General features: G+C 37.8%; 20 protein-coding genes. 12 read left to right on the top strand and 8 right to left on the bottom strand.

The window, feature by feature from the left end:
* Positions 1-7 precede the first annotated feature (7 nt).
* From VIO64_RS19815 to VIO64_RS19800, 4 genes are read left to right on the top strand one after another with little or no spacing between them, the layout of a single operon-like run.
* The gene (locus tag VIO64_RS19815) at positions 8-1,600 is read left to right on the top strand and encodes a class I adenylate-forming enzyme family protein (protein WP_331921476.1); all 1,593 of its coding nucleotides are present in this window, start codon (positions 8-10) and stop codon (positions 1,598-1,600) included.
* A gap of 2 nt (positions 1,601-1,602) precedes the next feature.
* Positions 1,603-1,854: an acyl carrier protein gene (locus tag VIO64_RS19810; protein WP_331921475.1), complete on the top strand. Its 252-nt coding sequence runs from the start codon at positions 1,603-1,605 to the stop codon at positions 1,852-1,854.
* Positions 1,855-1,878: 24 nt separating this feature from the next.
* Positions 1,879-2,595, top strand: a complete 717-nt coding sequence (locus VIO64_RS19805) for a thioesterase II family protein (protein ID WP_331921474.1) — start codon at positions 1,879-1,881, stop codon at positions 2,593-2,595.
* Between the two features lie 56 nt (positions 2,596-2,651).
* A complete protein-coding gene (locus VIO64_RS19800) occupies positions 2,652-4,061 on the top strand; it encodes an NCS2 family permease (protein ID WP_331921473.1) in 1,410 nt (469 codons plus the stop codon).
* Positions 4,062-4,144: 83 nt separating this feature from the next.
* Here VIO64_RS19800 and VIO64_RS19795 read toward each other — a convergent pair whose 3' ends face one another.
* Positions 4,145-4,540 carry a YsnF/AvaK domain-containing protein gene (locus VIO64_RS19795; RefSeq protein ID WP_331921472.1) on the bottom strand — a complete coding sequence of 132 codons (396 nt, stop codon included), beginning with the start codon at positions 4,538-4,540 and terminating at the stop codon, positions 4,145-4,147.
* A 94-nt stretch (positions 4,541-4,634) separates the two neighbouring features.
* The gene (locus VIO64_RS19790; protein ID WP_331921491.1) at positions 4,635-5,036 is read right to left on the bottom strand and encodes a YsnF/AvaK domain-containing protein; all 402 of its coding nucleotides are present in this window, start codon (positions 5,034-5,036) and stop codon (positions 4,635-4,637) included.
* Positions 5,037-5,389: 353 nt separating this feature from the next.
* Here VIO64_RS19790 and VIO64_RS19785 point away from each other — a divergent pair, with 353 nt between their 5' ends.
* A complete protein-coding gene (locus VIO64_RS19785) occupies positions 5,390-6,283 on the top strand; it encodes a tetratricopeptide repeat protein (protein ID WP_331921471.1) in 894 nt (297 codons plus the stop codon).
* Positions 6,284-6,352: 69 nt separating this feature from the next.
* On the opposite strand, the gene VIO64_RS19780 is transcribed toward VIO64_RS19785, so the two are convergent.
* The 4 genes from VIO64_RS19780 to VIO64_RS19765 all read right to left on the bottom strand — a co-directional run bounded on the left by VIO64_RS19780 (position 6,353) and on the right by VIO64_RS19765 (position 10,927).
* Positions 6,353-7,147, bottom strand: coding sequence for a TIGR00266 family protein (locus VIO64_RS19780; protein ID WP_331921470.1), 795 nt, complete (start codon positions 7,145-7,147; stop codon positions 6,353-6,355).
* A 41-nt stretch (positions 7,148-7,188) separates the two neighbouring features.
* Positions 7,189-8,268: a mannonate dehydratase gene (gene uxuA / locus VIO64_RS19775; RefSeq protein ID WP_331921469.1), complete on the bottom strand. Its 1,080-nt coding sequence runs from the start codon at positions 8,266-8,268 to the stop codon at positions 7,189-7,191.
* 40 nt (positions 8,269-8,308) lie between these two features.
* Complete coding sequence (locus VIO64_RS19770) at positions 8,309-9,919, bottom strand: mannitol dehydrogenase family protein (RefSeq protein ID WP_331921468.1); 1,611 nt, start codon at positions 9,917-9,919, stop codon at positions 8,309-8,311.
* Between the two features lie 141 nt (positions 9,920-10,060).
* Positions 10,061-10,927 (bottom strand): AraC family transcriptional regulator, encoded by an 867-nt coding sequence (locus VIO64_RS19765; RefSeq protein WP_331921467.1) that lies wholly within the window; start codon positions 10,925-10,927, stop codon positions 10,061-10,063.
* A gap of 148 nt (positions 10,928-11,075) precedes the next feature.
* On the opposite strand from VIO64_RS19765, the gene VIO64_RS19760 reads away from it, so the two are divergent.
* From VIO64_RS19760 to VIO64_RS19750, 3 genes are all read left to right on the top strand, one after another.
* On the top strand, positions 11,076-11,726 hold the full coding sequence (locus VIO64_RS19760; RefSeq protein WP_331921466.1) for a bifunctional 2-keto-4-hydroxyglutarate aldolase/2-keto-3-deoxy-6-phosphogluconate aldolase: 651 nt from the start codon (positions 11,076-11,078) through the stop codon (positions 11,724-11,726).
* Between the two features lie 69 nt (positions 11,727-11,795).
* Positions 11,796-12,818: a sugar kinase gene (locus tag VIO64_RS19755; RefSeq protein WP_331921465.1), complete on the top strand. Its 1,023-nt coding sequence runs from the start codon at positions 11,796-11,798 to the stop codon at positions 12,816-12,818.
* Between the two features lie 24 nt (positions 12,819-12,842).
* The gene (locus VIO64_RS19750; RefSeq protein WP_331921464.1) at positions 12,843-14,087 is read left to right on the top strand and encodes a glucuronate isomerase; all 1,245 of its coding nucleotides are present in this window, start codon (positions 12,843-12,845) and stop codon (positions 14,085-14,087) included.
* Between the two features lie 68 nt (positions 14,088-14,155).
* Here VIO64_RS19750 and VIO64_RS19745 read toward each other — a convergent pair whose 3' ends face one another.
* Positions 14,156-14,971: a helix-turn-helix domain-containing protein gene (locus VIO64_RS19745; RefSeq protein WP_331921463.1), complete on the bottom strand. Its 816-nt coding sequence runs from the start codon at positions 14,969-14,971 to the stop codon at positions 14,156-14,158.
* Between the two features lie 354 nt (positions 14,972-15,325).
* Between VIO64_RS19745 and VIO64_RS19740 the strand changes: the two genes are divergently transcribed.
* Together VIO64_RS19740 and VIO64_RS19735 are read left to right on the top strand one after the other, a co-directional pair.
* Positions 15,326-17,416 carry an alpha-glucuronidase family glycosyl hydrolase gene (locus VIO64_RS19740; protein ID WP_331921462.1) on the top strand — a complete coding sequence of 697 codons (2,091 nt, stop codon included), beginning with the start codon at positions 15,326-15,328 and terminating at the stop codon, positions 17,414-17,416.
* A gap of 27 nt (positions 17,417-17,443) precedes the next feature.
* A complete protein-coding gene (locus VIO64_RS19735) occupies positions 17,444-19,615 on the top strand; it encodes a glycoside hydrolase family 3 C-terminal domain-containing protein (RefSeq protein WP_331921461.1) in 2,172 nt (723 codons plus the stop codon).
* A gap of 54 nt (positions 19,616-19,669) precedes the next feature.
* Here VIO64_RS19735 and VIO64_RS19730 read toward each other — a convergent pair whose 3' ends face one another.
* Positions 19,670-22,009: an AraC family transcriptional regulator gene (locus tag VIO64_RS19730; RefSeq protein ID WP_331921460.1), complete on the bottom strand. Its 2,340-nt coding sequence runs from the start codon at positions 22,007-22,009 to the stop codon at positions 19,670-19,672.
* A 402-nt stretch (positions 22,010-22,411) separates the two neighbouring features.
* Here VIO64_RS19730 and VIO64_RS19725 point away from each other — a divergent pair, with 402 nt between their 5' ends.
* Positions 22,412-23,371, top strand: a complete 960-nt coding sequence (locus VIO64_RS19725; protein ID WP_331921459.1) for an ABC transporter permease — start codon at positions 22,412-22,414, stop codon at positions 23,369-23,371.
* A gap of 17 nt (positions 23,372-23,388) precedes the next feature.
* A complete protein-coding gene (locus VIO64_RS19720; protein WP_331921458.1) occupies positions 23,389-24,315 on the top strand; it encodes a carbohydrate ABC transporter permease in 927 nt (308 codons plus the stop codon).
* Positions 24,316-24,528: the final 213 nt, after the last annotated feature.

The following is a 24,528-nucleotide window of genomic DNA, read 5'->3' as shown; positions in this document are numbered from 1 at the left end:
GGTCTCAATGATTGATAAAAACTTAAACACCCTTGATAAGATATACCAAAGCTTTGTAAGTAATGCTAATCCGGATGATATAATAATGTACTTTAATGAAAGTCAGATAAGCGTTCAAATGTATATTGAGGGTGTTGATTCATATGTCAGGCATCTGATAAACTTAGGTGTAAAGTCTGGGGAAGCGGTGGGTTATTCCATGCCCAACTGTCCGGAAGTATTCTGTCTTTTTACAGCTATAGCAAGAATTGGGGCTTGTGCTGTTCCTCTTTTTCATATGATTCCTGATGCCGCCAAGGCGGATATATTTAGAAAAAGCAGAGTTCAAATCGCCGTTGTTTCTTCGAAGCAGTACGACAGCTTTAAGGAGGCATCTGAGAAGGCAGTTTCACCCTACAGGATTGTGACAATTGATAAGGGATCGGTCTGCCAGTATTCCTTTGAATCAAGTATTGATAATATTGACCTTGATAAAGCACTTGCCAATGGCATAAGCCCTGATTTACCTCTCATAATAGCATCAAGCTCCGGTACTACAGGGGTACCTAAATTAGTTGCCATGTCCCAGTCTAATGTAGCTTCAGAGGTCTATGCAGCCATTGATCTTATAACACCGATTGATTCCGACTGTATAACAAGATATAGAAACTCCATTGCGTTTCCTCTCTCAACGGCAGGCATAATAACGGTTATTGGCATGATATTTGTCAATATACCTATAATATTTTCTCAGGATATATCACCAATAAGGTTTTTGCAGCTGATGTCAATGTGGAAATCCCAAGGATTATCTGCTCCTCCTGCATACTTTGAAGGGATTTTGTCACTTCCTATGCTAGATAGTTTTGATTTGACCAGTGTTAAAGCCATAGCAGGTGGGATGGATTTTATATTCCCTTCACTTGTAAGAAGGATGAAGGAAAAGTTTATAAATATCAGGTATTTTGCTAATGGATATGGTTTGATTGAAACATCCAATGTGTTTATGGTATGCAAACAGACTGTTGAGGATGGGTATGACAAACCTACCAGTATGATGAGAATATGTCGGGGTACTTCAAACTCTATAGAGGTCAGGGGTGAAGACGGTAATCTCGTACCACTTGGCTGTGAGGGAGAGCTTTATGTGAGAGGAAGCAATGTGGTTAAAGGTTATCTTAATAATCCAAATGAGAGTGAAAGTAGCTTTAGCGATGGATGGTTTAAGACAGGAGACATCGTTAGGAATGAGGGAGAGGGCCTGATAACCCTGCTTGGAAGAAGGAAGTATCTTATTAAAAGGGGAGGCAAATCTATTTCCCCTATATTCGTTCAGGATTATTTAAATAAGATTGAGGGGGTTGAAAACTCTGCAGTAGTTGGGGTTCCCCACCAGCTTTATGGTGAGATGATATGGGCGTTTATTGTTGTTAAAAACGGATTTCGTTTGGATTTGAAAGATATAATGAAACATGTAAGAAAGGAATTACCCAATTATATGGTTCCTGACCAGATTTCATTTATTGACCAAATTCCAAAGAACTCCGGAGTGGGAAAGGTTGATTCTGAAAAACTTAAAGAAATGGCATTAATTGAATTAACTAATACATATGGAGGCTGATTATGAGTAGAACTGTTGATTGGAATGATTTTGCATTAAAGGTTTCAGAATATGTAGGTGTTGAAAAAGGTGAGATAGAAGAAGATACAAACCTTTATGGTGACTTGGGAATGGATTCTCTCGGACTATTCAGTCTTGGGATGTATCTGACGAAAACCTATAAGGTAACTGTTCCATTGTCTGCTGTTGCAACAATAGAAACCTGTAAAGACATATTTAATATAATGAATGACTGTTTGGCAAAAAAAGATTAACCATATATGAATGGAGGAAATGGGGTGAAAAGGATAAAGCTTTTTTTTCTTCCCTATGCAGGAGGCACTGCATCGGTATATTTAAGCTGGAGAAAATGCCTTGATCAATCAATAGATATTAAGCCTGTGGAATTAGCGGGAAGAGGTAAACGTATTAATGAACCTCTATATAAAAGGGTGGATGAGGCCGCAGAAGATATTTTTAAGGTTATGTCCAAGGAAATTGGTGAGGGGAAATATGCTATTTTCGGCCACAGCATGGGGGCAATCCTTGCATTTGAAATAGCTAAAAAAATAAACCAAGCAAACCTGAAAAAGCCTGAGCATATTTTTTTCTCAGGCAGAAGTGCTCTTGATTCATTAGCAGAACCCAAATACATTTATACCTTAAATGATGATCAATTTATTAAATCAATAATTAAGTATGGTGGTACAAATAAAGAAGTATTCGAGAATGATGCTTTAAAAGCTATCTTTCTTCCTATTTTAAGAGCTGATTTTAGTATGGTGGAGAGGTATAAGTTTCAAAATAATAATTTTAGGCTAGGATGTGATATAACGATTTTGAATGGAACAGAAGATAAATTGGTTTCCTTCGGAGATCTAAAAAATTGGGAGTCACTGACTTACGGCTCATGCAAATTTTATGAGTTTACCGAGGGGCACTTTTTTATAAATAAGTATAAGCAGGAAATATGTAAAATAATCAGTGAAACACTTGTGGACAAGTATCAAGGTTAAAAACATATGAATCTGGCAAATATAAGATTATAAAGTATTTAATTAGGAGGATGACGATGAAGTTTCTGGATAATTTTTTTAAGCTTAAGGAAAACAATACAAGCGTCAGAACCGAAGTCATTGCAGGATTTACTACATTTATTACCATGGCATATATAATCTTCGTAAATCCCAGTATTCTTAAAATGGCGGGAATGAACTCAGCAAGTGCACTAGGGGACAAAGCACAGGGGTTTACAGCCTTCAATGACCCAGTTGTTGGTGCTGTTTTGGTTGCTACCTGTCTTTCGGCCGCATTAGGAACCATGCTGATGGGTCTTATTGCAAACTATCCTTTTGCTCAAGCACCTGGAATGGGGCTTAATGCATTTTTTACGTTTACTGTAGTTATTGGAATGGGGTATACTTGGCAGCAGGCATTGGCGGCAGTTTTTATTTCAGGAGTAGTTTTTATCATTATAACCCTTACCAAACTAAGGGAAATGATAGTGGATGCAATACCCCTTACATTAAAGCATGCGGTTAGCGGAGGGATAGGGCTTTTTATAGCACTTATCGGCTTTAAAAACGCCGGAATCGTAGGCTCAAACCCAGATACAATTATTGCTTTCGGGAACCTTACCAGGCCTTCAACCCTGCTTGCGTTATTCGGGCTGGTTGTTACAGGAGTGTTAATGACCAGGAAGGTAAAAGGTGCTATGATTATTGGCATATTGATTACAACCGTGTTGGGAATTATTCTAAAGATAGTGCCCATACCTGAAGGATTTACAGTCGTATCTGCTCCACCCAGCCTTTCTCCTACACTCTGGAAAATGGATTTTCCAGGATTACTGAGATTAGACGGGAATGGTGGTGCATTGGCAGCAATAACAAGTATTTTAGCTATTATACTATCCTTTACACTTGTAGATCTTTTTGATACTATAGGAACTTTAGTGGGTACAGGTAATAAAGCTGGAATGCTCGATAAAAACGGGAAGCTGCCCAGAATAAACAAGGCATTATTGAGTGATTCCATTGCAACAACTGCCGGAGCGGCACTTGGAACCTCAACGGTAGTTACTTATGTAGAAAGTTCATCAGGTGTTGTGGAGGGGGGAAGAACAGGGTTAACGTCTGTTGTTGTCTCAATATTTTTCGTACTGGCACTATTTTTCACACCAGTTGCGGGACTGGTTACATCCGAAGCAACTGCACCTGCACTGATAATTGTAGGAGTTCTCATGATGGGAGCTTTGAAGCAGATTGATTTTGATGACTTTTCTGAGGCACTGCCTGCATTCCTGACAGTAGTAATGATGCCGTTTACCTTTAGTATTGCCAATGGGATTGCTGCTGGACTCATTGTTTATCCCTTGGTAAAAATAGCGGCAGGTAAGGTAAGGCAGGTTCATCCTCTGGTTTATATACTGGGATTTTTATTCATTCTAAGGTTTGTTGGAATGGCCGAATATGGGCTGTAGGGTTTTTTAAATTAAATGTTTTGCAATAATTATTTAGAGTTTCCATAATTATTGCAAAACATTTTTGTTTTCTTATCTCAAATCTATGTTTTTTCAATCTCTTTAACTGCAATGTATTCGCTTCCTTCAATCTGCCACGATACATTTTCTTTTTTCAAGCTTACATCAATATGTTGTATATTTTGCTGCATCTGCTTGTAAATTGTCACATCTGCCAACAGCACAGGGTGCTTGACAACCTCAACCCGTTCTTCACATATGGGAATGCGTATGGTTTCTGTTTTTTCGCTAGTGTCTTCAATATCATCACCACGAATTTTTTTCTCAATTATCAGTTCCTCGCGTAAGACAGGAACCGTTAAGGAAATTTCATCATGAAGAACATCTTTTCGGACTATAACATCCCCAGTTTTAACCCATTTTTTGGAGATGCTCAGCTCTTCTTCACGAAGCAAAATCTTGTAATTATCGCTTTCCATAGCCATCCTCCCACAAATTCTCCTGATATTGATAAGAACACCTCTCAAACTTGTTAAACTTGAGAGGTGAACTTATAGGCTTCAAGTCCGATTCTTAATGGAGGTTATAATCTGATTCGTTACCGACTATATTTGGTTCACCATCTTTGTGAACTCGAGCTTCTTCCTTTTTTAATGTTTCAACTACCTTTTTGTGTTCTTCTACTTCACGCTTATAGGCTAAAACTTCTCCTGTAACTACTGTGTGTTTTCCTACTTCAACTCGTTCTTCAGTTACCGGGATTCTTATAGTTTCTTCTTCACCTATTGGGGAATCACTTGGATGCCTGTCGATAGCCCTTCGCTCAATAACAACCTCTTCATGAAGAACAGGAACGTCAACCTCCCTATGCTCTTCTACAATTTCCTTGCTCAGCTCAACTTGCCCGATCTGTACTCTGTTTTTAGATATATCAAGTTCTTCCTGACGAAGGATAAGCTTTTTGTCGTCAACAATTTTTGAATCATGTTCTTCATTATGTGAATCGAAATGCTCATCCTTTAAATCAACATCTTCTGCATCCGAATTAACTTCAGGTCCATTTAAAATAACACCTTCAGCTTTTAGGTTAGCATCGGGAGTATTTAGAAAAACATCTCCAGTTTCTTCCTTATTATTTTTGTTATCGAATATTCCAAAAAGTTTTCCCATAAATCCTCCTATAATTATGTGATGTGATTCAGTTTATTTTTCCCGCTGTCAACACTAATTATCCTATAATGCATTGGAAATTGTGATATAATATTTTTCTATATGAATGAAAAAGCCTATATGAACTATAAATGAATTTTGAGGTATATTAGAGATATATGAGTATATTTGAAACAATTGTGGGTAAGCTTGGGAATCTATCGATAAAAATTAAATTGGCATTTTATGGGATAAAGTTAAGGCTAAATAAGAGAAATACCGAGCTTTTACTTGATATGGCAGTATTAAGCGACTCTATTGGAAATGATATGAGGTCTGAAGAGCTTTATAAAAAGGTCCTGGAGATAAATAATAAAGAGGCAAGGGCTTATTATGGGCTTGCTACTTTACATGATAATAAGGGGGAGTACCAGCAAGCTATAAAAAACTATAAAAGAGCAATTGAGATTAACCCAATGTACAGCAGAGCGTGGTTTTTTCTAGCTAACGCCTTGGATGAAACAGGCTTCAGGGAAGAGGCCATTGAAGCCTATAAAAAGGTCATCGAAATTGTGCCTGATGATTTTTGGGCCCATAACAATTTGGGGGTTATCTATGAGGAAATGGCTAATGACATGGAAGCTTTAAAGCATTTTAAAGAAAGTATGGAAATAGATCCTTATCATTATAAAGCCCATTTTAATATGGGAGTAATATGGTTTAAGCTGGGATACATAGAGAAAGCAATAGAGGAATATGAAGCATCCATAGGTATGAAACGAGATAGCCCTTATGCTTATTTGAACCTTTCGATAATCTACAAGGACAGAAATGATTATAAAAGGGCGGTTGAAGTAATAAGTGATGGAATAAGGAATAATATCAACTGCTCATTTTTATATTATAACAGGGCTTTATTTCTTATGTATGAGGGCTGCGAAGGTGGAGCTGTAAAAGACCTGGAAACTGCCGTAACTTTAAGCCCGGAGTTATTGGAGTATCTTGAAAAGGATGAGGAATTCAGTTCGCTGCATGAGCTTGAAGGATACACTAGGATTTTTGACAACGACTAATGTTGCAAAATAAAGATAACCCATTTTGAATGAAGATTCATTATGGGCTATCTTTACTTTATGCAATATTTAGCGGTTTTCGAATATGTTTGAAATTCCGCCCAATATAGATCCTTCATCCCTTGACTTTGATCCTGCATTTGACATAATTCTGCCGGCCAGCTTGCTGAATGGGAGTGACTGGAGCCAAACTGTTCCAGGACCGGTGAGGGTGGCAAGGAATAGACCTTCTCCTCCAAATATAGCAGATTTAATACCTTTTGCCATCTGTATGTCATAATTTACGGTCCTTGTAAGAGCAACAAGGCAGCCTGTATCCAAACGAATGGTTTCACCCAGACGAAGCTCTTTTTTTATGATGGTTCCACCGGCATGAACAAAGGCCAGCCCGTCGCCCTCAAGCTTCTGCATAATAAAACCTTCACCGCCGAACAGCCCTACACCGATTTTTTTGTTAAATGCAATTCCCACAGATACTCCTTTTGCTGCACAAAGGAATGAATCCTTTTGGCATATAAGCTCTCCATTAAATTGCTTTAAATCCATGGGTATGATTTTGCCAGGATAGGGAGCTGAAAAAGAAACCCTTTGCTTTCCCGAGCCGCAGTTTGTGAAAATGGTCATAAAAAGACTCTCTCCTGTAAGAAGTCTCTTTCCTGCCGTAAGGAATTTACCCATCAGGCCGCCTGCATTACTTTTATCAGAGCCGTCACCAAAGATGGTTTCCATCTGAATATAGCTGTCCATATACATCATTGCACCGGCTTCTGCTATTACACTTTCGTGAGGATCCAGTTCTATTTCAACCAACTGCATTTCACTGCCAATGATTTCAAAATCAATTTCATGACTTCTTTGACTCATTTCCATACATCCTTTTTCTTTTTTTATAATTATATGTGGGATTAATTTATTTTCTGCATTTTATTTAATGATTCCCATATTCCATTTAAGTAAGCAATTCCTAAAGCCCTGTCATAAAGCCCGTATCCGGGTCTTGCCTTCTCGCCCCAAATCATCCTGCCATGATCGGGACGTATATATCCTTCAAAACCTATGTCATGGTATGCCTTCATTATTTCAAACATATCAAAAGAACCGTCGGATGACAGGTGGGAAGTTTCATGGAAGGTTCTTTCCGATATAAACTTAATGTTTCTTACATGCCCGAAATAAATTCTTCCCATGCTGCCGAAGTGCCTGATTAACTCAGGTATATTGTTCTCGGGGTTGGCACCTAAAGATCCGCTGCAAAGGGTTAAACCGTTATAGGGACTATCTGCTAGTTTTACAAGCCTTTCAAGGTTTTTCTTGCCAGTAACTATTCTGGGAAGTCCGAAGAGAGGCCAAGGTGGATCATCAGGGTGAATGGCCATTTTAACATCAACCTCCTCACATACTGGGATTATATTTTCCAGGAAATACTGAAGATTTGAAAACAGTTTGTCTTCATCCACATGCTTATACTTGTCGAATGTTTCCTTTAATTCCTTAAGCCTGTATGGTTCCCATCCGGGAAGCGAAAAGCCGTTTGAATTCGTTTCCATATCTTCAACCAGCTTTATGGGATCTACATCCTTAATAATGTTATTATCATAATAAAGCACCTCCGAGCCATCAGGAAGCTTAAAGGCCAGCTCCGATCTTAACCAGTCGAATACCGGCATGAAATTGTAGCAGATAACCTTAACGCCTGCTTTACCCAGGTTTCTTATAGTATGCTTGTAATTATCGATGAATATGTCTCTGGTTGGAAGCCCAAGTTTTATATCTTCATGGATGTTGACGCTTTCTATTACTTCCAGTTCCAAACCTGCGTCTTCAACAGTTTTTTTCAGCTGAAGTATATTTTCCATAGGCCATACATCACCTACAGGAATATCAAAAAGTGCTCCAACTACACCTGTAATTCCAGGTATCTGTCTTACGTGCTCAAGCTTGATGCTGTCATGGCTCTCACCAAACCACCTGAATGTCATTTTCATTAGATTTTGCCCCTCCTAATCAATTTTAATTAATGCATGACTAAATATATTTTTCTAAAACCGTTTTAACAGCGTGTTTGCCGCATATCATTTCCTTGAAATACCCTTCAACCTTTGTGCCCAATTCGGTAGAATATAGATCTATACCAAATAGCTTATCGTTGGACAATATGGGCTTAAGCCGATCATCTACAGATGCTTCATTGCCAAATTTGATTTCGGAAACATAGCTTTTTAGCTCAGCTAGCATTGGATCAGGGCTTAGCTCCATAAAATCTCCATTGTCATCTACTCCTAAGAGGTATCTGCACCATCCTGCAATAGCAAGAGGAATGTATTTTAAGCTGTTGATATCCAATTTGTCATTAGCAAAATAGGTTTTGATCGTTTCGCCAAATCTTACAGGAATTTTTTGGGATGTGTCAGTGGCTATTCTCTGAGGTGTATCAGGTATGTATTTATTTGGAAATCGAGCTTCAATAACTTCTTTAATAAAGGCTTGCGGATCAAGGATTCCGGGGTGTTCTACAACAGGAAGGCCCTCATCATAGCCGATTTTTTCCACAAGTTTTCTCAAATACCGGTCCTTCATTTCATCTGCAATTGACCGGTAACCTAAAAGGCATCCGAATACTGCAAGGGCAGTGTGAAGAGGGTTTAGACAGGCTCCAACCTTCATTTTTTCAACCATATTCACTGTTTGCCTGTCTGTAAATAGTACACCCGCTGCCTCAAGTGGCATGCGGCCATTTGGAAAATGATCTTCAATCACCAGATACTGTGATATTTCAGCATTAACAAAGGGGGATATGAACGTATTCTTGTCTGTACAAATTACCTCGGTGCTTTCAAATCCAATCTCACCTAATCTTTCTTTTATCTTATCTGAGGGTCTGGGGGTGATTTTATCAATCATGCTCCATGGGAAGGACACCTTTTTCGGATTATTTAAATAGTCCAGGAATTTATTGTCTACAAAGCCTGTTTTTATCCAATTCCGAACAATGGTGTTAATAGAATTTTGAAGTACTTCTCCGTTTTTGGAGCAGTTATCCATGCTGACAAATGCAACGGGCGATTCTCCTTTTAAGTATCTGCAATACGCAAGGGATGCAATTTTTGACATGATATGCTTTGGCTGCTCCGGACCGCTTTCAAAGTCATGTTTTACATCATTTAAATAATCACCGGAGGCTCCGGTAAGGGCGTAGCCCTTCTCGGTTATTGTAAAGCTGACCATCTGCAGAGAAGGCTCTTCAAATATTCTTTTTAGCCTTTCCCAGTGACTTTGCATTGAAGAATCACCTATAAGGCTTTCTGCGATACTTCCTACAACGCTGCTCTTAAGACTTCCGTCAGGATTCATGAGCACCAGAAGGCTTAAGTTGTCATATGGGGCATATATTTTATCTATAATTTCAATGTCATAGGTTTCTGCAACAATTACTCCAGTTTCTGATTTTTTTAAACCTAATAATGTGTCCTGAAGAGGTGCAATAAAACCTTTAAATATATTTCCGGCTCCAAAATGTATCCAGGTAGGATTTTTCTTGGTTTTAGAAACCATTTCTTCAATATCGTAATTTGGTACACCAATATTTGCATCTTTCCAAATTGAATATTCTTTAACTGTATTTCTGCTTAGTTTCATGTAAAGATCCCCTTTCCTCCCAATAAAAATTGCAAGCAATTTTTCAATATTATTATATAGGACGAAAGTGCCATTTTTATTGCTTTTATTGCCGAAAATATTGCAAATATTGCTGTTTGTAAGTGAAGCAAAATTATAAAGCTAGTAATGCAGTTTTTTGCTGTATTTTTTGGGAGATATTCCGAATTCTTTTCTAAAGGCCCTGATAAAATTTGAATAATCTCCAAAGCCGCATTGACTGCAAACGTCAGTCACAAGCTTATTGTCCTTTAGGAGCTCTCTGGCTATAATAAGCCGTTTTTGCTGTATATACCTGTGAACGGTATACCCTGTATTCTTTTTGAATTCCCTGAGAAGATGATATTTGCTTAAAAAGAACCGGGATGATAATGTTTCAAGTGAGACATCACCATTTAGGTTATTATTTATGTATTGAATAATGTTATTAATTTTATCATTGCAGGTAATATCCAATTGGGTTTCCTTGCCGATAGGTAACTGGAATGCACGGTTTAAATAAATCAGAAGCTCCATCAGGTAAGACGTTTTTAATATATCGTTTCCAAAAGCTATGCTGCTGCATGCAAGGCCCAGCTTTTCGACAATGCTATATATGAATTCCGAGGCATCGGGGGTTAACCTTAAAAGGTTGTGTTTGTTTACCGATGAGGAATCAAAAGCTTCAAACAGATTTGTTTTTTCGCTGCATAGACTTTTTATATACTGGGGATTAATCCATATTACAATTCGCTCATAGGGAACCCCTTCATTGATAAATGCCTTGTGAAGCTCCTTGTTGTTTATTATTAAAATATCCTTAGGTCTTAATCTGTATGATTTTCCCTCGATTACATATGTAACACTTCCTGAAAGAAACAAGTATATTTCATAGAAATCGTGGTTATGAAAATCCACTTCAACAGGTATGCTGTCATTGTAGTGAAAAAGCTCAAAATCATTGGTTTTCATGTGCTGCCTTAAAGTGAAATGCTGGCGTGGAAGCTTCATAACGTCACCTCTTTTAATACTTGCTACAAAAGTTATGAATTTATATTATAGCAATTTTTGCATATTTACAAGCAATTTATAACAAGAAATCGGCAAAAGTATTGTAGTATATTATATCTGTATTATATTAAATCGGGGGAGTGGGATTATGTATAATAAACAGAAAATTCTTTCAAATATCAAAGAGGGAGGACTTGTGGCTGTTGTAAGAGCCGACAATGCCGATATGGCTTTTAAAATTGCCGATGCATGTATTGAGGGGGGAGTTGCCTCAATAGAAATTACATATACAGTACCGGGGGCTACGGAAATTATTAAGGAACTAAGCAGCAAATACACATCGGGTCAAATAATAATAGGAGCCGGAACGGTTATGGATTCGGAGACGGCAAGAACTGCAATTATTGCAGGAGCACAGTACATAGTAAGTCCATATTTGAGTGCCAATGTTGTAAAGATATGCAACAGGTACCAAGTGGCATGCATGCCTGGTGCTATGACTGTGAAAGAGGCTGTGGAGTGTCTTGAGGCAGGTGCAGATATAATCAAGGTATTCCCGGGAGAAGTATTGGGGCCGACTTTTATTAAAGCAGTTAAAGGGCCTATGCCTTATGCTGTCATGATGCCTACAGGAGGAGTAACACTGGAAAATGTGGGTGAATGGATAAAAGCCGGAGCAGTAGCTGTAGGCGTTGGAGGGAATCTGACTGCAGGAGCTAAAAATGGTGACTACAACTCAATAACTCAGCTGGCAAAGCAGTTTATTGAAAAGATTAATGAGGCCAGGAATAAGAAGTAAAGCATATCTAAAATAAGTATATTAATGATAATGGTGCAAATTAGAATGTAAAATTTGGGAGGTGCCGTAATGTCAAAGGTTATATGTCTTGGAGAAATAATGTTGAGGCTTTCACCCCCTGGGTATTTAAGGTTTAACCAGGCTACATCTTTCGATGCTGCGTATGGAGGAGGAGAAGCCAATGTCTCCGTATCTCTGGCCAATTATGGAATAGATACAGCATTTGTAACAAAAGTGCCTGACAACCCTATCGGTCAGTCAGCCATAAATGAACTTAGAAGATATGGGGTAAATACAGAATTTATAGCAAAAGGAGGAGAAAGGCTAGGTATATACTTTCTTGAGAAAGGTGCATCACAGAGGCCTTCCAAGGTTGTATACGACAGAGCACATTCTTCCATTTCTTCTGCTAAAGCTGAGGAGTTTGACTGGGATAAAATATTTGATAAAGCCAAATGGTTCCATTTTACAGGAATAACGCCTGCTTTAGGAGTAGATACAACCATATTGGCAAAAGAGGCTTGTAAGGCGGCAAAAGAAAAAGGATTGACAATAAGCTGTGATCTAAACTACAGGAAAAGCCTATGGTCAACACAAAAAGCAGGGCAGATAATGGGTGAATTGATGGAATGTGTGGATGTTTGCATTGCCAATGAGGAAGATGCCGAAAAAGTCTTTGGAATAAAAGCCGACGACTCCGACATATCAGGAGGCAAGCTGAGCCACGGAGGTTATAAGGATGTTGCAAAAAAGCTAATAGACAGATTTAAGTTTAAAAAAGTAGCTATTACCCTAAGGGGAAGCATATCCGCATCTGACAACAATTGGGCCGCAATGCTTTATGACGGAAATGAGTTTTATTTCTCAAAAAGCTATCCAGTTCATATTGTAGACAGGGTCGGAGGTGGAGATGCTTTTGGTGGAGGCCTGATATATGCAATCCTTAATCAATACAATATGCAGGATACCATCGAATTTGCGGTAGCAGCTTCGTGCCTTAAGCATTCCATAGAGGGCGACTTCAACCATGTTACCGTTAATGAGGTAAAAACCCTTATGGGCGGTGATGGCTCAGGAAGAGTGCAGAGATAAAACTTAGGGAGAATATTTTAAGCTATGAATAATTTATACGAGTTGACACAAATAGTGGATAAAGCAGTCGATAATGTACGAATAACGGATATTCACACACACCTATTTTCAGAGTGCTTTAAAAGCTTGTTTCTTTATGGAATAGATGAACTATTGACATATCATTATCTCGTTGCAGAAACAATGCGGCAAATTGATATGGACTGCAAAAGCTTCTACAGCCTGAGTAAAAGTGATCAGGCTCAGTGCGTGTGGGATGCTCTGTTTATTAATAATTCTCCTGTGAGTGAGCCTGCCAGATCAATAATCACCATATTCAGTAAGCTTGGAATTGACGTAAACAACAGGGATTTAAACTATTATCGTGAATATTTCAGTTCCAGGACGCTAAAGGATCATATAAACAGAGTTTTTGACATAGCCAATCTCAAGTGCGTGGTAATGACAAATGACCCCCTTGATAAAACTGAAAGTGCAGTGTGGGAAAATGGTTACATCAAGGATGACAGGTTTAAGGCTGCCCTTCGTGTCGACAGGGTGTTAAACGGCTGGGAGAACTCGGTCTTAGAACTTAAGGGGCTTGGATTTAATGTGCAGAAAGATCTGTCAAGGCAAACCATTGATGAAATAAAAAGGTTTCTCTTAGAGTGCATAGAGCGGATGGAGGCTTTATACTGTGCCGTATCTCTGCCGCCGGATTTTAGCATGTCGGACAGCTCAATAAGGGCTAAAATTATAGACAGCTGTGTATTGCCGGTATGCAGACAGAAAAACATTCCCTTTGCATTGATGATAGGGGTAAAGCGTGATGTTAATCCGGAGCTGGAACTGGCAGGAGATTCGCTTGGCAAGGTTGATATAAAGGAGCTGGAATATCTGTGCTCCAATTATAAATACAATAAGTTTTTAGTTACCTTGCTGTCTCTTGAAAACCAGCATGAACTTGTGATAACAGCAAGAAAATTCCGAAATCTAATGATTTTCGGGTGTTGGTGGTATCTCAATTCTCCTTCATTGATAGATCATATAACAAAAATGAGATTTGAATGGCTGGGTACGTCATTTATACCTCAGCATTCCGATTGCCGTGTGTTTGAACAGCTTATCAGCAAGTGGGAGCATTCCAAAGGTGTTATAGCCGCTGTACTTAAAAGTAAGTACAGCGACTTGATGGCAGTGGGCTATAGAGTAACGCAAGAGCAGGTACAAAGGGATGTGGAAAACCTGTTTGGAGTCAACTTCTGGAATTTTATTGATAAAAAGCTTTGATTAATAGGCTTTTGTTTATGTCTAGGAAATTATGGTGTATGCTACACCACAATTTCTCACGACAACAATCAAGGTTGCAAAATCGCAAGCGATTTTGATCCTTTCAAAGCATCTGACGGTGGAACTCCCTTATGCTTTTTAAATACCTTGCTGAAATAAAAAATATCGCTAAACCCGCTTAACTGTGCTGCCTCGCTTACTGTATATCCTCCTGTGCAAAGAAGATTTTCAGAAACATTTATCCGCACCTTGTTGATATACTCTTTTATCGAGCAATTGTTGTTCTTTTTGAACAAAGCACCCAGGTATACGGGATTTAGGCCTGTAATGCATGATAAATCTTCTAAAGATATATTTTTATTGTAGTTTGCAATGATGTATTCCTTGACTTTTTGCACCCGCATATCGGTAATAAGGGAAGATTTATTATAATGAGCAATACATAAAAGCTTGTGAAGGATTAACATAAAGATTGCCCTTACTTTTAGCATATAGCCGGGGCTTTTTTCAATCCAGACAGAATCCAGGTCCTTATATAAATCCAGGAGATCTTTAAAGACACCGGTTCTGAATATGGTTGGAAGCGGTAAAGGCACTATATCATGGAGGGGCAGGAGCCAGCCGAAATTAATTGCATAGCATTTAACAGGATTATCTTGATAAGTATGAGCCTGCCTTTGGCTTCCTTTTGTGATATAGATAAAATCTCCAGGTTTTAGTGAGTATTCGATACCGTTGACCATATACACAGCACACCCTGAGTATACAAAAGTAAGGTCGTCAAAATCAATTGTGCTATTCTCAACGCTCCATGACGGAGTGGATTTTCTGTTGATAAAATACTTGATATCAGGTATCAGGTTATCAATTTCTGTAAAATTCATTATGTAAACTTCCCTTCAATAAGGCATGAATGAAAATGACTAAAGACTAAATAAAATTATATAAAACTATTTATTTTTTACATGCACCTCTATATTGAAATAGTGCAAATATTCCATTATATTTTTTAACAAAGTAAAATCAATGCCGTATTTAAACGGGTTATAGAGAAATAAAAGATTATATACATGATATATCATAATAAAAAATATCTCAAGTGAATCTTTAATTTTTACAAGTAAACTTTAATTATTCTATTCTTCATACTGACCAATCATATTAAAATTATATTAAGGCATGAATGACTAATTATGGGCATAGTGATAAATTTATTGGTTGTTATGGGGGGATATAGCATGATAGGATCAGATATGGAAAAAGAATTTAAAATGAATAAGGGGTATAGCTGCTGGCTAAGCTATAAGGAGATTAATGACCCTGAATTAAGAAAAAAATATTTAAACTGGTGTACAGATATAATTGCAGTTGAGGATTCGCCTATCATCCAATCAGTATTAGCGGAGTTTCGTACAGGAATTAAGAAAATGCTGGGAACAGAGCCTTGTATATCCGCTGCAAGCCATAAGGGGAAGTTTATCTGTATCGGAACTTTAGGAAGACAGAGTGATATTGACAATGCTGTGGGTGAAATTGAGCAAAACCGAATTAATGAAGATGGATACCTAATAAAGTCAGTAAAAAATGGGGAAAAAGAATATATTATAGTTACAGCAAAAACTGATAAGGGAGTGCTTTACGGAGCTTTTTCGCTGCTTAGGCTTATTCAGACTAATAAGGCACTTGATGGGATAAACATGATAGAAAATCCCGCCAACCCTTTAAGAATTATAAATCATTGGGACAATATGGACGGAAGCGTTGAAAGAGGTTATGCAGGAAATTCAATTTTTTACTCGAATAATAGATTTACAGGTAATTTGAAAAGAATAAGGGACTATGCAAGACTTCTGGCATCAATCTGCATTAACGGTATTGCAATTAATAACGTTAATGTGCATAAAGTTGAAACAGGACTCATAACAGAAGATTATCTGCCTTATGTTGCAAAGGTTGCAAACATATTCAGGGAATACGGAATTAAAACATTTTTAAGCGTTAATTTTGCAGCCCCCATGGAGATTGGTGGCCTTCAAACCGCTGATTCCCTTGACGCGGGGGTAAAAAGATGGTGGGCAAGGAAGGCGGAGGAAATATACAGCTATATACCTGATTTTGGGGGATTTTTAGTCAAGGCGGACTCGGAGTTCAGGCCAGGGCCTTTCACATACAACCGCAACCATGCGGATGGCTCCAACATGTTGGCAGAAGCTCTTAAACCCCATGGAGGTATAGTTATATGGAGGTGTTTTGTTTATAACTGCCAGCAGGATTGGCGGGATAGAAAAACAGATCGAGCAAGGGCTGCATATGATCATTTTATGCCTCTTGACGGAATGTTTCATGATAATGTGATATTGCAGATTAAAAACGGCCCCATGGATTTTCAAGTTAGGGAGCCTGTATCGCCTCTATTCGGAGGACTTAAAAAAACCAATACCATTCTTGAGCTTCAGATTACTCAGGAATATACAGGCCAGCAAAGGCACCTGTGCTATTTGGTGCCGATGTGGAAGGAAATACTAGACTTTGATACATTTGCAAAAGGGGAAGGATCAAATGTCAAGAACATCGTCAACGGAAAGGCCTTCAACAATAAGCATGGAGGAATTGCAGCCGTTGGGAATGTGGGGAATGAGATGAGCTGGACAGGTTTTCAAATGGCCCAGTCAAACCTTTACGGATTTGGAAGGCTATGTTGGAACCCTGACCTTTCAAAAGAGGAGATAACTGAAGAATGGATAAGGATGACTTATTCCAACGACAAGATTGTTGTTGATACCATATCAAGCATGCTATTAAGCTCATGGAGGATATATGAGAATTATACATCGCCTCTTGGAATCGGATGGATGGTAAATCCCAGCCACCATTTCGGACCTAATGTGGACGGCTATGAATATTCAAAATGGGGCACATACCATCGTGCGGACTGCAAGGGGATAGGGATTGACAGGACAGTGAAAAACGGAACAGGCTATACAAATCAGTACTATAAAGAAAACGCGGAAACATATGAAAACATAGATACCTGTCCCGAGGAGCTTTTGTTGTTTTTTCATCATGTTCCCTACACATATAAGTTGAAATCCGGTGAAACCATCATTCAGTATATATATAATACCCATTTTGAAGGGGTGGAGCAGGCAATTCATCTGAAAGAGCAGTGGCATAGCTTAAAAGACAAAGTTGATTGTGATTTTTATTCCCATGTGCTTGAGAGACTGGAAGGACAGATAGAACATGCAAAGGAATGGAGGGATGTGGTCAACTCGTATTTTTACAGAAAATCAGGAATTGAAGATGAATTGAATAGACAAATCTATTAATAACGCCTTACAAGGGGAGGATTTTTTATGCAAGATGTACCGGATTATAAAAATACAAAACTAAGCTTTGAAGAGAGGGCTAAGGATTTAGTTTCCAGAATGACACTTGAGGAAAAGGTAACCCAGATGCTGCATCAGTCTCCAGCTATACCAAGGCTGGGAATACCTTCCTACAATTGGTGGAATGAAGCACTTCATGGAGTAGCAAGGGCAGGTACTGCCACAATGTTTCCACAGGCTATAGGAATGGCTGCAACATTTGACGAAGACCTCCTTTATAAAGCAGCGGATGTTATATCAACTGAGGGCAGGGCAAAATTTCATGAGTTTCAAAGAAAAGGAGATCATGATATTTACAAGGGATTGACCTTCTGGTCACCAAATGTAAACATATTCAGGGATCCAAGGTGGGGCAGGGGGCATGAAACATATGGGGAAGATCCATATTTGACAGGAAGGCTGGGTGTAGCTTTTATAAAAGGTCTTCAGGGAAATGATGACAAATATCTCAAATCCGCAGCCTGTGCAAAGCACTTTGCAGTCCACAGCGGTCCTGAAAGCAAAAGACATGAGTTTAATGCCGTTGCATCAAAAAAAGATATTAGAGAGACATATCTTCCTGCATTCAAGGATTGTGTCAAGGAAGCAAATGTAGAGGCTGTTATGGGAGCGTATAACCGTACCAATGGAGAGCCTTGCTGCGGCAGCCCGACGCTTCTTAAAGAAATACTGAGGGAAAGATGGGGATTTAAAGGGCATGTGGTATCTGACTGCTGGGCTATCAAGGATTTTCATGAAAACCATATGGTAACAAAGACCGCACCGGAGTCGGTTGCACTGGCTGTTAATAATGGATGTGACCTCAACTGCGGAAACATGTATGTAAATTTGTTATTGGCACATAAGGAAGGCCTTGTGACAGAAGAAACCATAGATGAATCTGTCGTGAGGCTTATGGTTACAAGAATGAAGCTTGGTATGTTTGATGACCCGAACGAAGTTCCGTATACAAAAATTCCCTATGAAATGAATGATTGTACTAGGCACAGAGAATTTGCACTTGAAGTCACTAGAAAATCTCTTGTGCTCCTAAAGAATGAAAACAACATGCTGCCTTTAGATAAGAACAAGATAAAATCAATAGCGGTTATAGGCCCAAATGCCGACAGCAGAGATGCTTTAATTGGCAATTATTTTGGTACGGCATCCCAATACATTACTGTTTTGGATGGAATACGTGAAGCTGTTTCAAAGGACACTAGAATAAACTACTCGTCAGGCTGCCATCTGTACAAGGTAAAAACCGGGCTTGCAGAGCCCAGGGAGAGATTTGCAGAGGCTATGGCGGCTGCTGAAATGTCTGATCTGGTTGTTATGTGTATGGGGCTTGATGCAACTCTTGAGGGGGAAGAAGGGGATGTTTCAAACGAGTATGCAGGAGGAGACAAATTGCACCTAAACTTTCCCGGACTACAGCAGGAGCTTCTTGAGGCTGTATATAAGTCAGGAAAGCCTGTTATTTTGGTGCTTCTTTCAGGAAGTGCACTTTCCGTGACATGGGCAGATGAGAATATACCTGCCATAATACAGGCCTGGTATCCCGGAGCACAGGGAGGCAGGGCAATTGCATCGATGATTTTTGGAGAGTTCAGCCCGGCAGGAAGGCTCCCTGTTACTTTCTATAGGACTACTGAAGAGCTTCCCGATTTCGAGGATTATTCCATGCAAAACAGGACATATAAGTACATGGAGAATGAAGCACTCTATCCTTTTGGATACGGTCTTAGTTATACAAGGTTTTTATATAGTGATATTAAGATTTCAAAGGATAAAATTAATATAGGTGACAAAATAAAATGCAGTGTATCTGTAAAGAATATAGGAGACTATGAATCGGATGAGGTTGTGGAACTTTATCTTAAGGATCTTGAGGCTAGCAGTACTGTTCCTAGATGGAAGCTGGTGGGCGTGAAGAAACTCTATCAACTGAAACCGGGGCAGGTGGTAACAACAGAGTTTGAGGTAAGCCCTGAACAAATGGCCATGGTTGATGATGAAGGAAGAAGTATTCTAGAGCCAGGCGTATTTGAATTGTTTGCCGGAGGAAGCCAGCCTGATGAAAGAAGCCAGAAGCTGACAGGTACTAAGGTTCAAAGGGTCAGGTTTGAGGTAATCGGTAGTCCGATTGAGTTTAAATAAAATTATATTAAGATAAGTGGCTTTTGATGTGGAATTTATCAAAAGCCACTTATCTTATATTGCCTTCGCCTTTATATTTCTGTACTCACCGGGTGTTATACCAACATACTTCTTAAAGAATCGGTTAAAGCTCTGATTGTTATTATATCCCAGGCTAAGTGCGATTTCGTTTATATTAAGGTCAGTTTGCCTTAAAAGTCTCTGTGCCTCTTCTATTCTTAAATTGTTTATATAGTTTACTATGTTTTCTCCCGTTTCATCATTAAATATCTTACGAACATGTGAATAGCTTAAGCCTACATGATCAGCCAGCATGTTTATATCAATATCCTTTTTGTAGTTTTTATGTATATAGTTCAAGATATTGTTAATATGTGTCCTGGAGTCAGCTTTGGGCTTCTCGCAGTATTCAATAATGCGAAGGTATATTTTTGCCAGCCACAGGCTTACATCATCCAATGTTTCTATTTCAGTCAATTGGCTGTATATATTGAAGTCGTTTCCAAAAATATCACTTACACTTATATTCAAATCAAGGAGGTACTTGATGGTGCTTCCAAGCAATTGATTGATAATTAAGATAACATTGTCATAAGTGAGCTTTTTGTTTTCTTTGATATCATTGAAGAAATCGTTCAATGAATTTATAAGGGCTTCTTTAGAGCCTGCATCAACAAAGTTTATAATTTGTTTTTCAAATGTAAACGGATAATAGTATTTACTGTTTCCATCATATATATCTTCGTTGGATATTATGCTTCCATGGCCCTTCATAAACCTGAGCTTTAAGATATTCTGTGCATCAAAATATGAGGTTTTTACATCTGTCAGACTGCTATAAATATTTCCAATGCTGAAAGTAACAGAACTGTCAATTACCTTGGAAATTTCTTTTTGTATCGTTCCAAAACACTGTTTCAAAACAGCAATAATATTCCAGTAATCAGACTTGTCAGGATTAATGACAAGTACTATTTTATCTTTTTCCATAACCAGTCCCGAACATGGAATGGATTCCGAGATTACATCTTGAGATATACTTAATATAGCTGTCTTTAAATAGTACTGCTGATCGCTTGAAAAGTTTGCTGCAAATTCATTAAAACAGTCAATAGATATAATTGCACATATGAAATACTGGTTGTAAAACATATCCTGATGCTCATCACTCTCTGAAGACCTGCCTTTTAAAAGCCCTAATAGATAATTCTCCCTAAGGTGCCTTGTATTTTTCTCAATTGTATTAAAAAGATGGTCCTCTTGCTTAATCAAAGAATCAAAGGCTTTAGACAAGAGGGTGACTTCATTTTCAGTTCCTATTATATCTATACCTTTTCTGCTTTTTATGTCATTAACCAGCTTTTTAACAGGGTTGTATAACCTTCGTGATATAAAATAGGACAAAAGAATTCCAATTACCAGAAGAGCCACACATATATAAATTATAAGCATCCTAATGGAAGTAAAGCTATTTGTAAGATTATCAAGGGAAAATGTGCCCACAAATATCCAATCATTAATGTCTGCTTTTGTATATGTTATCAAATGTTTTTTGCCATTAATCCTGGTAGTCAGGTCACCAACCTGTTGTTTGTTGGTAAGTATACTTGCTACGTAATCCTTGGAGGATATGTTTGAGCCAACCGATGTTTTATCCACATCTGATACCACATCACCTTTTGAATTAATGATGCCTATATATCCCTCATTATTTAGATTGTCGCTGTTAATTAATTTGCTTAATTGATTTTCATATATATTTACAACAATAGCTCCGCTTAATTCCGTTGTGTAGGAAGTAAGCGGATAAATATATGACAAAACATAGTTTGACGAGTTGGAACTTTTGCTCTCATCCAAACCATCAACTGTATTGCTTGAACGCCTTTGACTTGTCAGCCTGGGATTTAGCCATGCTATGGGTTCCTTTAAGTATTTGCTGTACATATAAGATTTAATCCATTCTGTGTCATCAAAGTTTTCCTTAAGGCATACTTTTTCACTTGTAATTACATAGTTTGAATTATCCAAATACAAATACACCGAGTGATATCGGTCATTTATGTTGACAATACCGGAAAGCATGCTTTGTATCCTATACATAATGAATAAGTCTTCTTTGTTTTTTGAATTTGCTTGAAACTTGGTATAGTCATAAAAATTTGTAAGGTTACTATCCATGGAAATACGTACAGCATCCTTATTTACAAGATCAGTTAACAAGCCGGTAATGCTGTTTGCAACTTTTAGTTTATCTATACCCCATTTTGTGATTTCATCTTCTGAATAATCCATAATAGTATAATTGGATATGGTGGCAACTATTATTACCGGAATAATAATAAAAAGTGAAAGTGCTATAAAAAGCTTAACTATCAAAGTATAATTCTTCACAGTACACCCCTAAATCAGCATGAATAGAATCCTTTACTAATATGTTGTTTTCCTATAGCAGAAATAATTATATAACAAGTTACACTTTTGTAAAATATATCACTTTTAATTATTATACAGCAATCAATATTAATTTCAATTGTATTAATTTATCTAAGTTCATGAAGATGCAAACGATTATTACTGGGAAATATAGTAAAACACTGGGGTCTGTTTGTTTCCATTATGAAAAGAAGTTCCAAAAACCTTTAAAGTGGCTGGAATCAATGGATAAGTAAAAGTGATATATCGTAAAATTGTCATTCTTGAATAAACTTTGGAGGGCAGTATAATGAAAATGTAACTCATTTCCTGATAAAGTAAAGAGAGAGAGAAAATATAAAAAGGGGGATAGTAATAATAATGAGTGATATAGCTGCAAAAACTAGCATTCCTGCTCCTACTGACATGCCTAAAAAAAAGAATATACTATTCTATTTGAAAAAAGATTGGATTCTGTATTTGATGTTACTCCTTCCAATGGCGTATTTTATTATATTTAAGTATATACCCATGTACCAAACTATAATTGCATTTAAAGAATACAACCCTTTTCAAGGAGTTTTAAAAAGCCCATGGGTTGGATTGGACAATTTTAAAGAGATATTTAGAATGAGTGACTTTTATAGAGCTGTCAGAAATACCTTGATGATCAATTTATTTGACTTGATTATGAGTTTTCCGGCTCCAATTATTTTGGCTATTATAATTAATGAACTCAAGATAAACTGGTTTAAAAGAACTTCACAAACACTTTTGTATCTACCTCACTTCCTATCATGGGTAATAATAGGAGGTATAGTTCTTCAAGTATTTTCGCCAAGTACAGGTATAATACCTTCCTTAATGAAATCTTTAGGATTAGGGGAAATAGCGTTTCTCACAGAAAAATGGAACTGGCTTTTCACATATGCAGGGGTTGGTGTTTGGCAGAGTGCAGGATGGGGCATGATTATTTATCTTGCAGCAATATCGGGTATAAGCCCTGAGCTTTATGAGGCGGCAGAGGTGGATGGAGCAGGGAGGCTCCGAAGGATATGGCATATTACATTACCTGCACTTAAACCGACAATCATTGTGTTATTGATATTGAATGTAGGTAAAATCGCAATGATCGGTTTTGATCGTCCTTTTATTATCGGTAATCCACAAGTTAATGACTTTTCGGACGTTATCAGTACGTTTGTATACAGGGTAGGTATTCAGTCTTTCAGGTATAGTATTGCTACAGCAGTAGGATTGTTCCAGTCTGTAGTTGGTATGATACTGATAATACTAACCAACTTTATTGCTAAAAAATCCGGCGAACAGGGAATCTGGTAAAGAAAGGTGCATAAGCTATGGAAGCTAAATTATCAAATAGTATATTAAGTAAAGATAAAATAAGTAATAATAAAAAGCAAAAAAACTTTGACAAGGGTTTTGATGTGGTTATGATAGTTATTACAGCAATTGCAGCACTACTTTGTCTATTGCCTGTAATAAATGTAGCAGCCGTATCCCTTAGTTCAAATTCAGCAATCATATCCTCAAAGGTATTTTTGTGGCCTGTTGAATTTACAATTGACTCATATAGAGCTATATTTGCAGATAAGTCAATGATGTGGTCTATGGTTTTTACAATAATAATAACTGTTATATACACAGTGGTAAGTATGGCTTTGACCATTGCAGCAGCATACCCGCTCTCAAAAAAGCAGCTTAAAGGCAGAGGCGGTTTCTTGTTGATAATTGTAATAACCATGTATTTTAGCGGAGGTATAATACCGGACTATATCCTGGTTAAAAGTCTGGGGCTATTGGATAATATGTGGAGCCTTATTCTTCCGGGTGCAATCAGTGCCTTTAACTTGATTCTCTTGAAGTCATTTTTCAATTCATTACCTGAAGGCCTGGAGGAAGCAGCCAGAATTGATGGTTGTACCGACTTTGGAGTTCTGGTAAGGATAGTGCTGCCGCTGTCTCTTCCAATCATAGCTACATTAAGTTTGTTTTATGCAGTAGGAAAATGGAATAGTTTTATGGATGCTTTGTTTTATATTACTGATCCAAATAAATACCCGTTACAGCTTAAACTCTATCAGATTATCGCAAACAGCCAGTCACTGGAGTCTGCTTTTGCTGAGGGCAATATGTCTCCAGGTATGCTGCCGGACAGTTTGAAGGCTGCAAGTGTTATGTTTGCCACTATTCCCATAGTATGTGTTTATCCGTTCATACAGAAGCATTTTATTAAAGGGGTTATGATAGGGGCTATTAAGGAGTGATATAATATCTCATAAATTAAAATCTATATACATGGGCTTTAATGATGGAGGTTTTATATATCAATTAATATTATTGTATAGTTTCGAAAAGTAACTGGTAATTGGCTTGAAAACAAAAATTCAGGTTTGATTCATAAAAAACAAGGTAAAAAACCTTATTGAACTTTGAAAAAAGTATATTGTTACGACAGAGCAAATAAAAAAGGGCATGGC

This window comes from Pseudobacteroides sp., assembly GCF_036567765.1.
GTDB lineage: Bacteria > Bacillota > Clostridia > Acetivibrionales > DSM-2933 > Pseudobacteroides.
The sequence above is the reverse complement of the archived record's forward strand: the minus strand, read 5'-3'. Positions and strand labels throughout refer to the sequence as shown.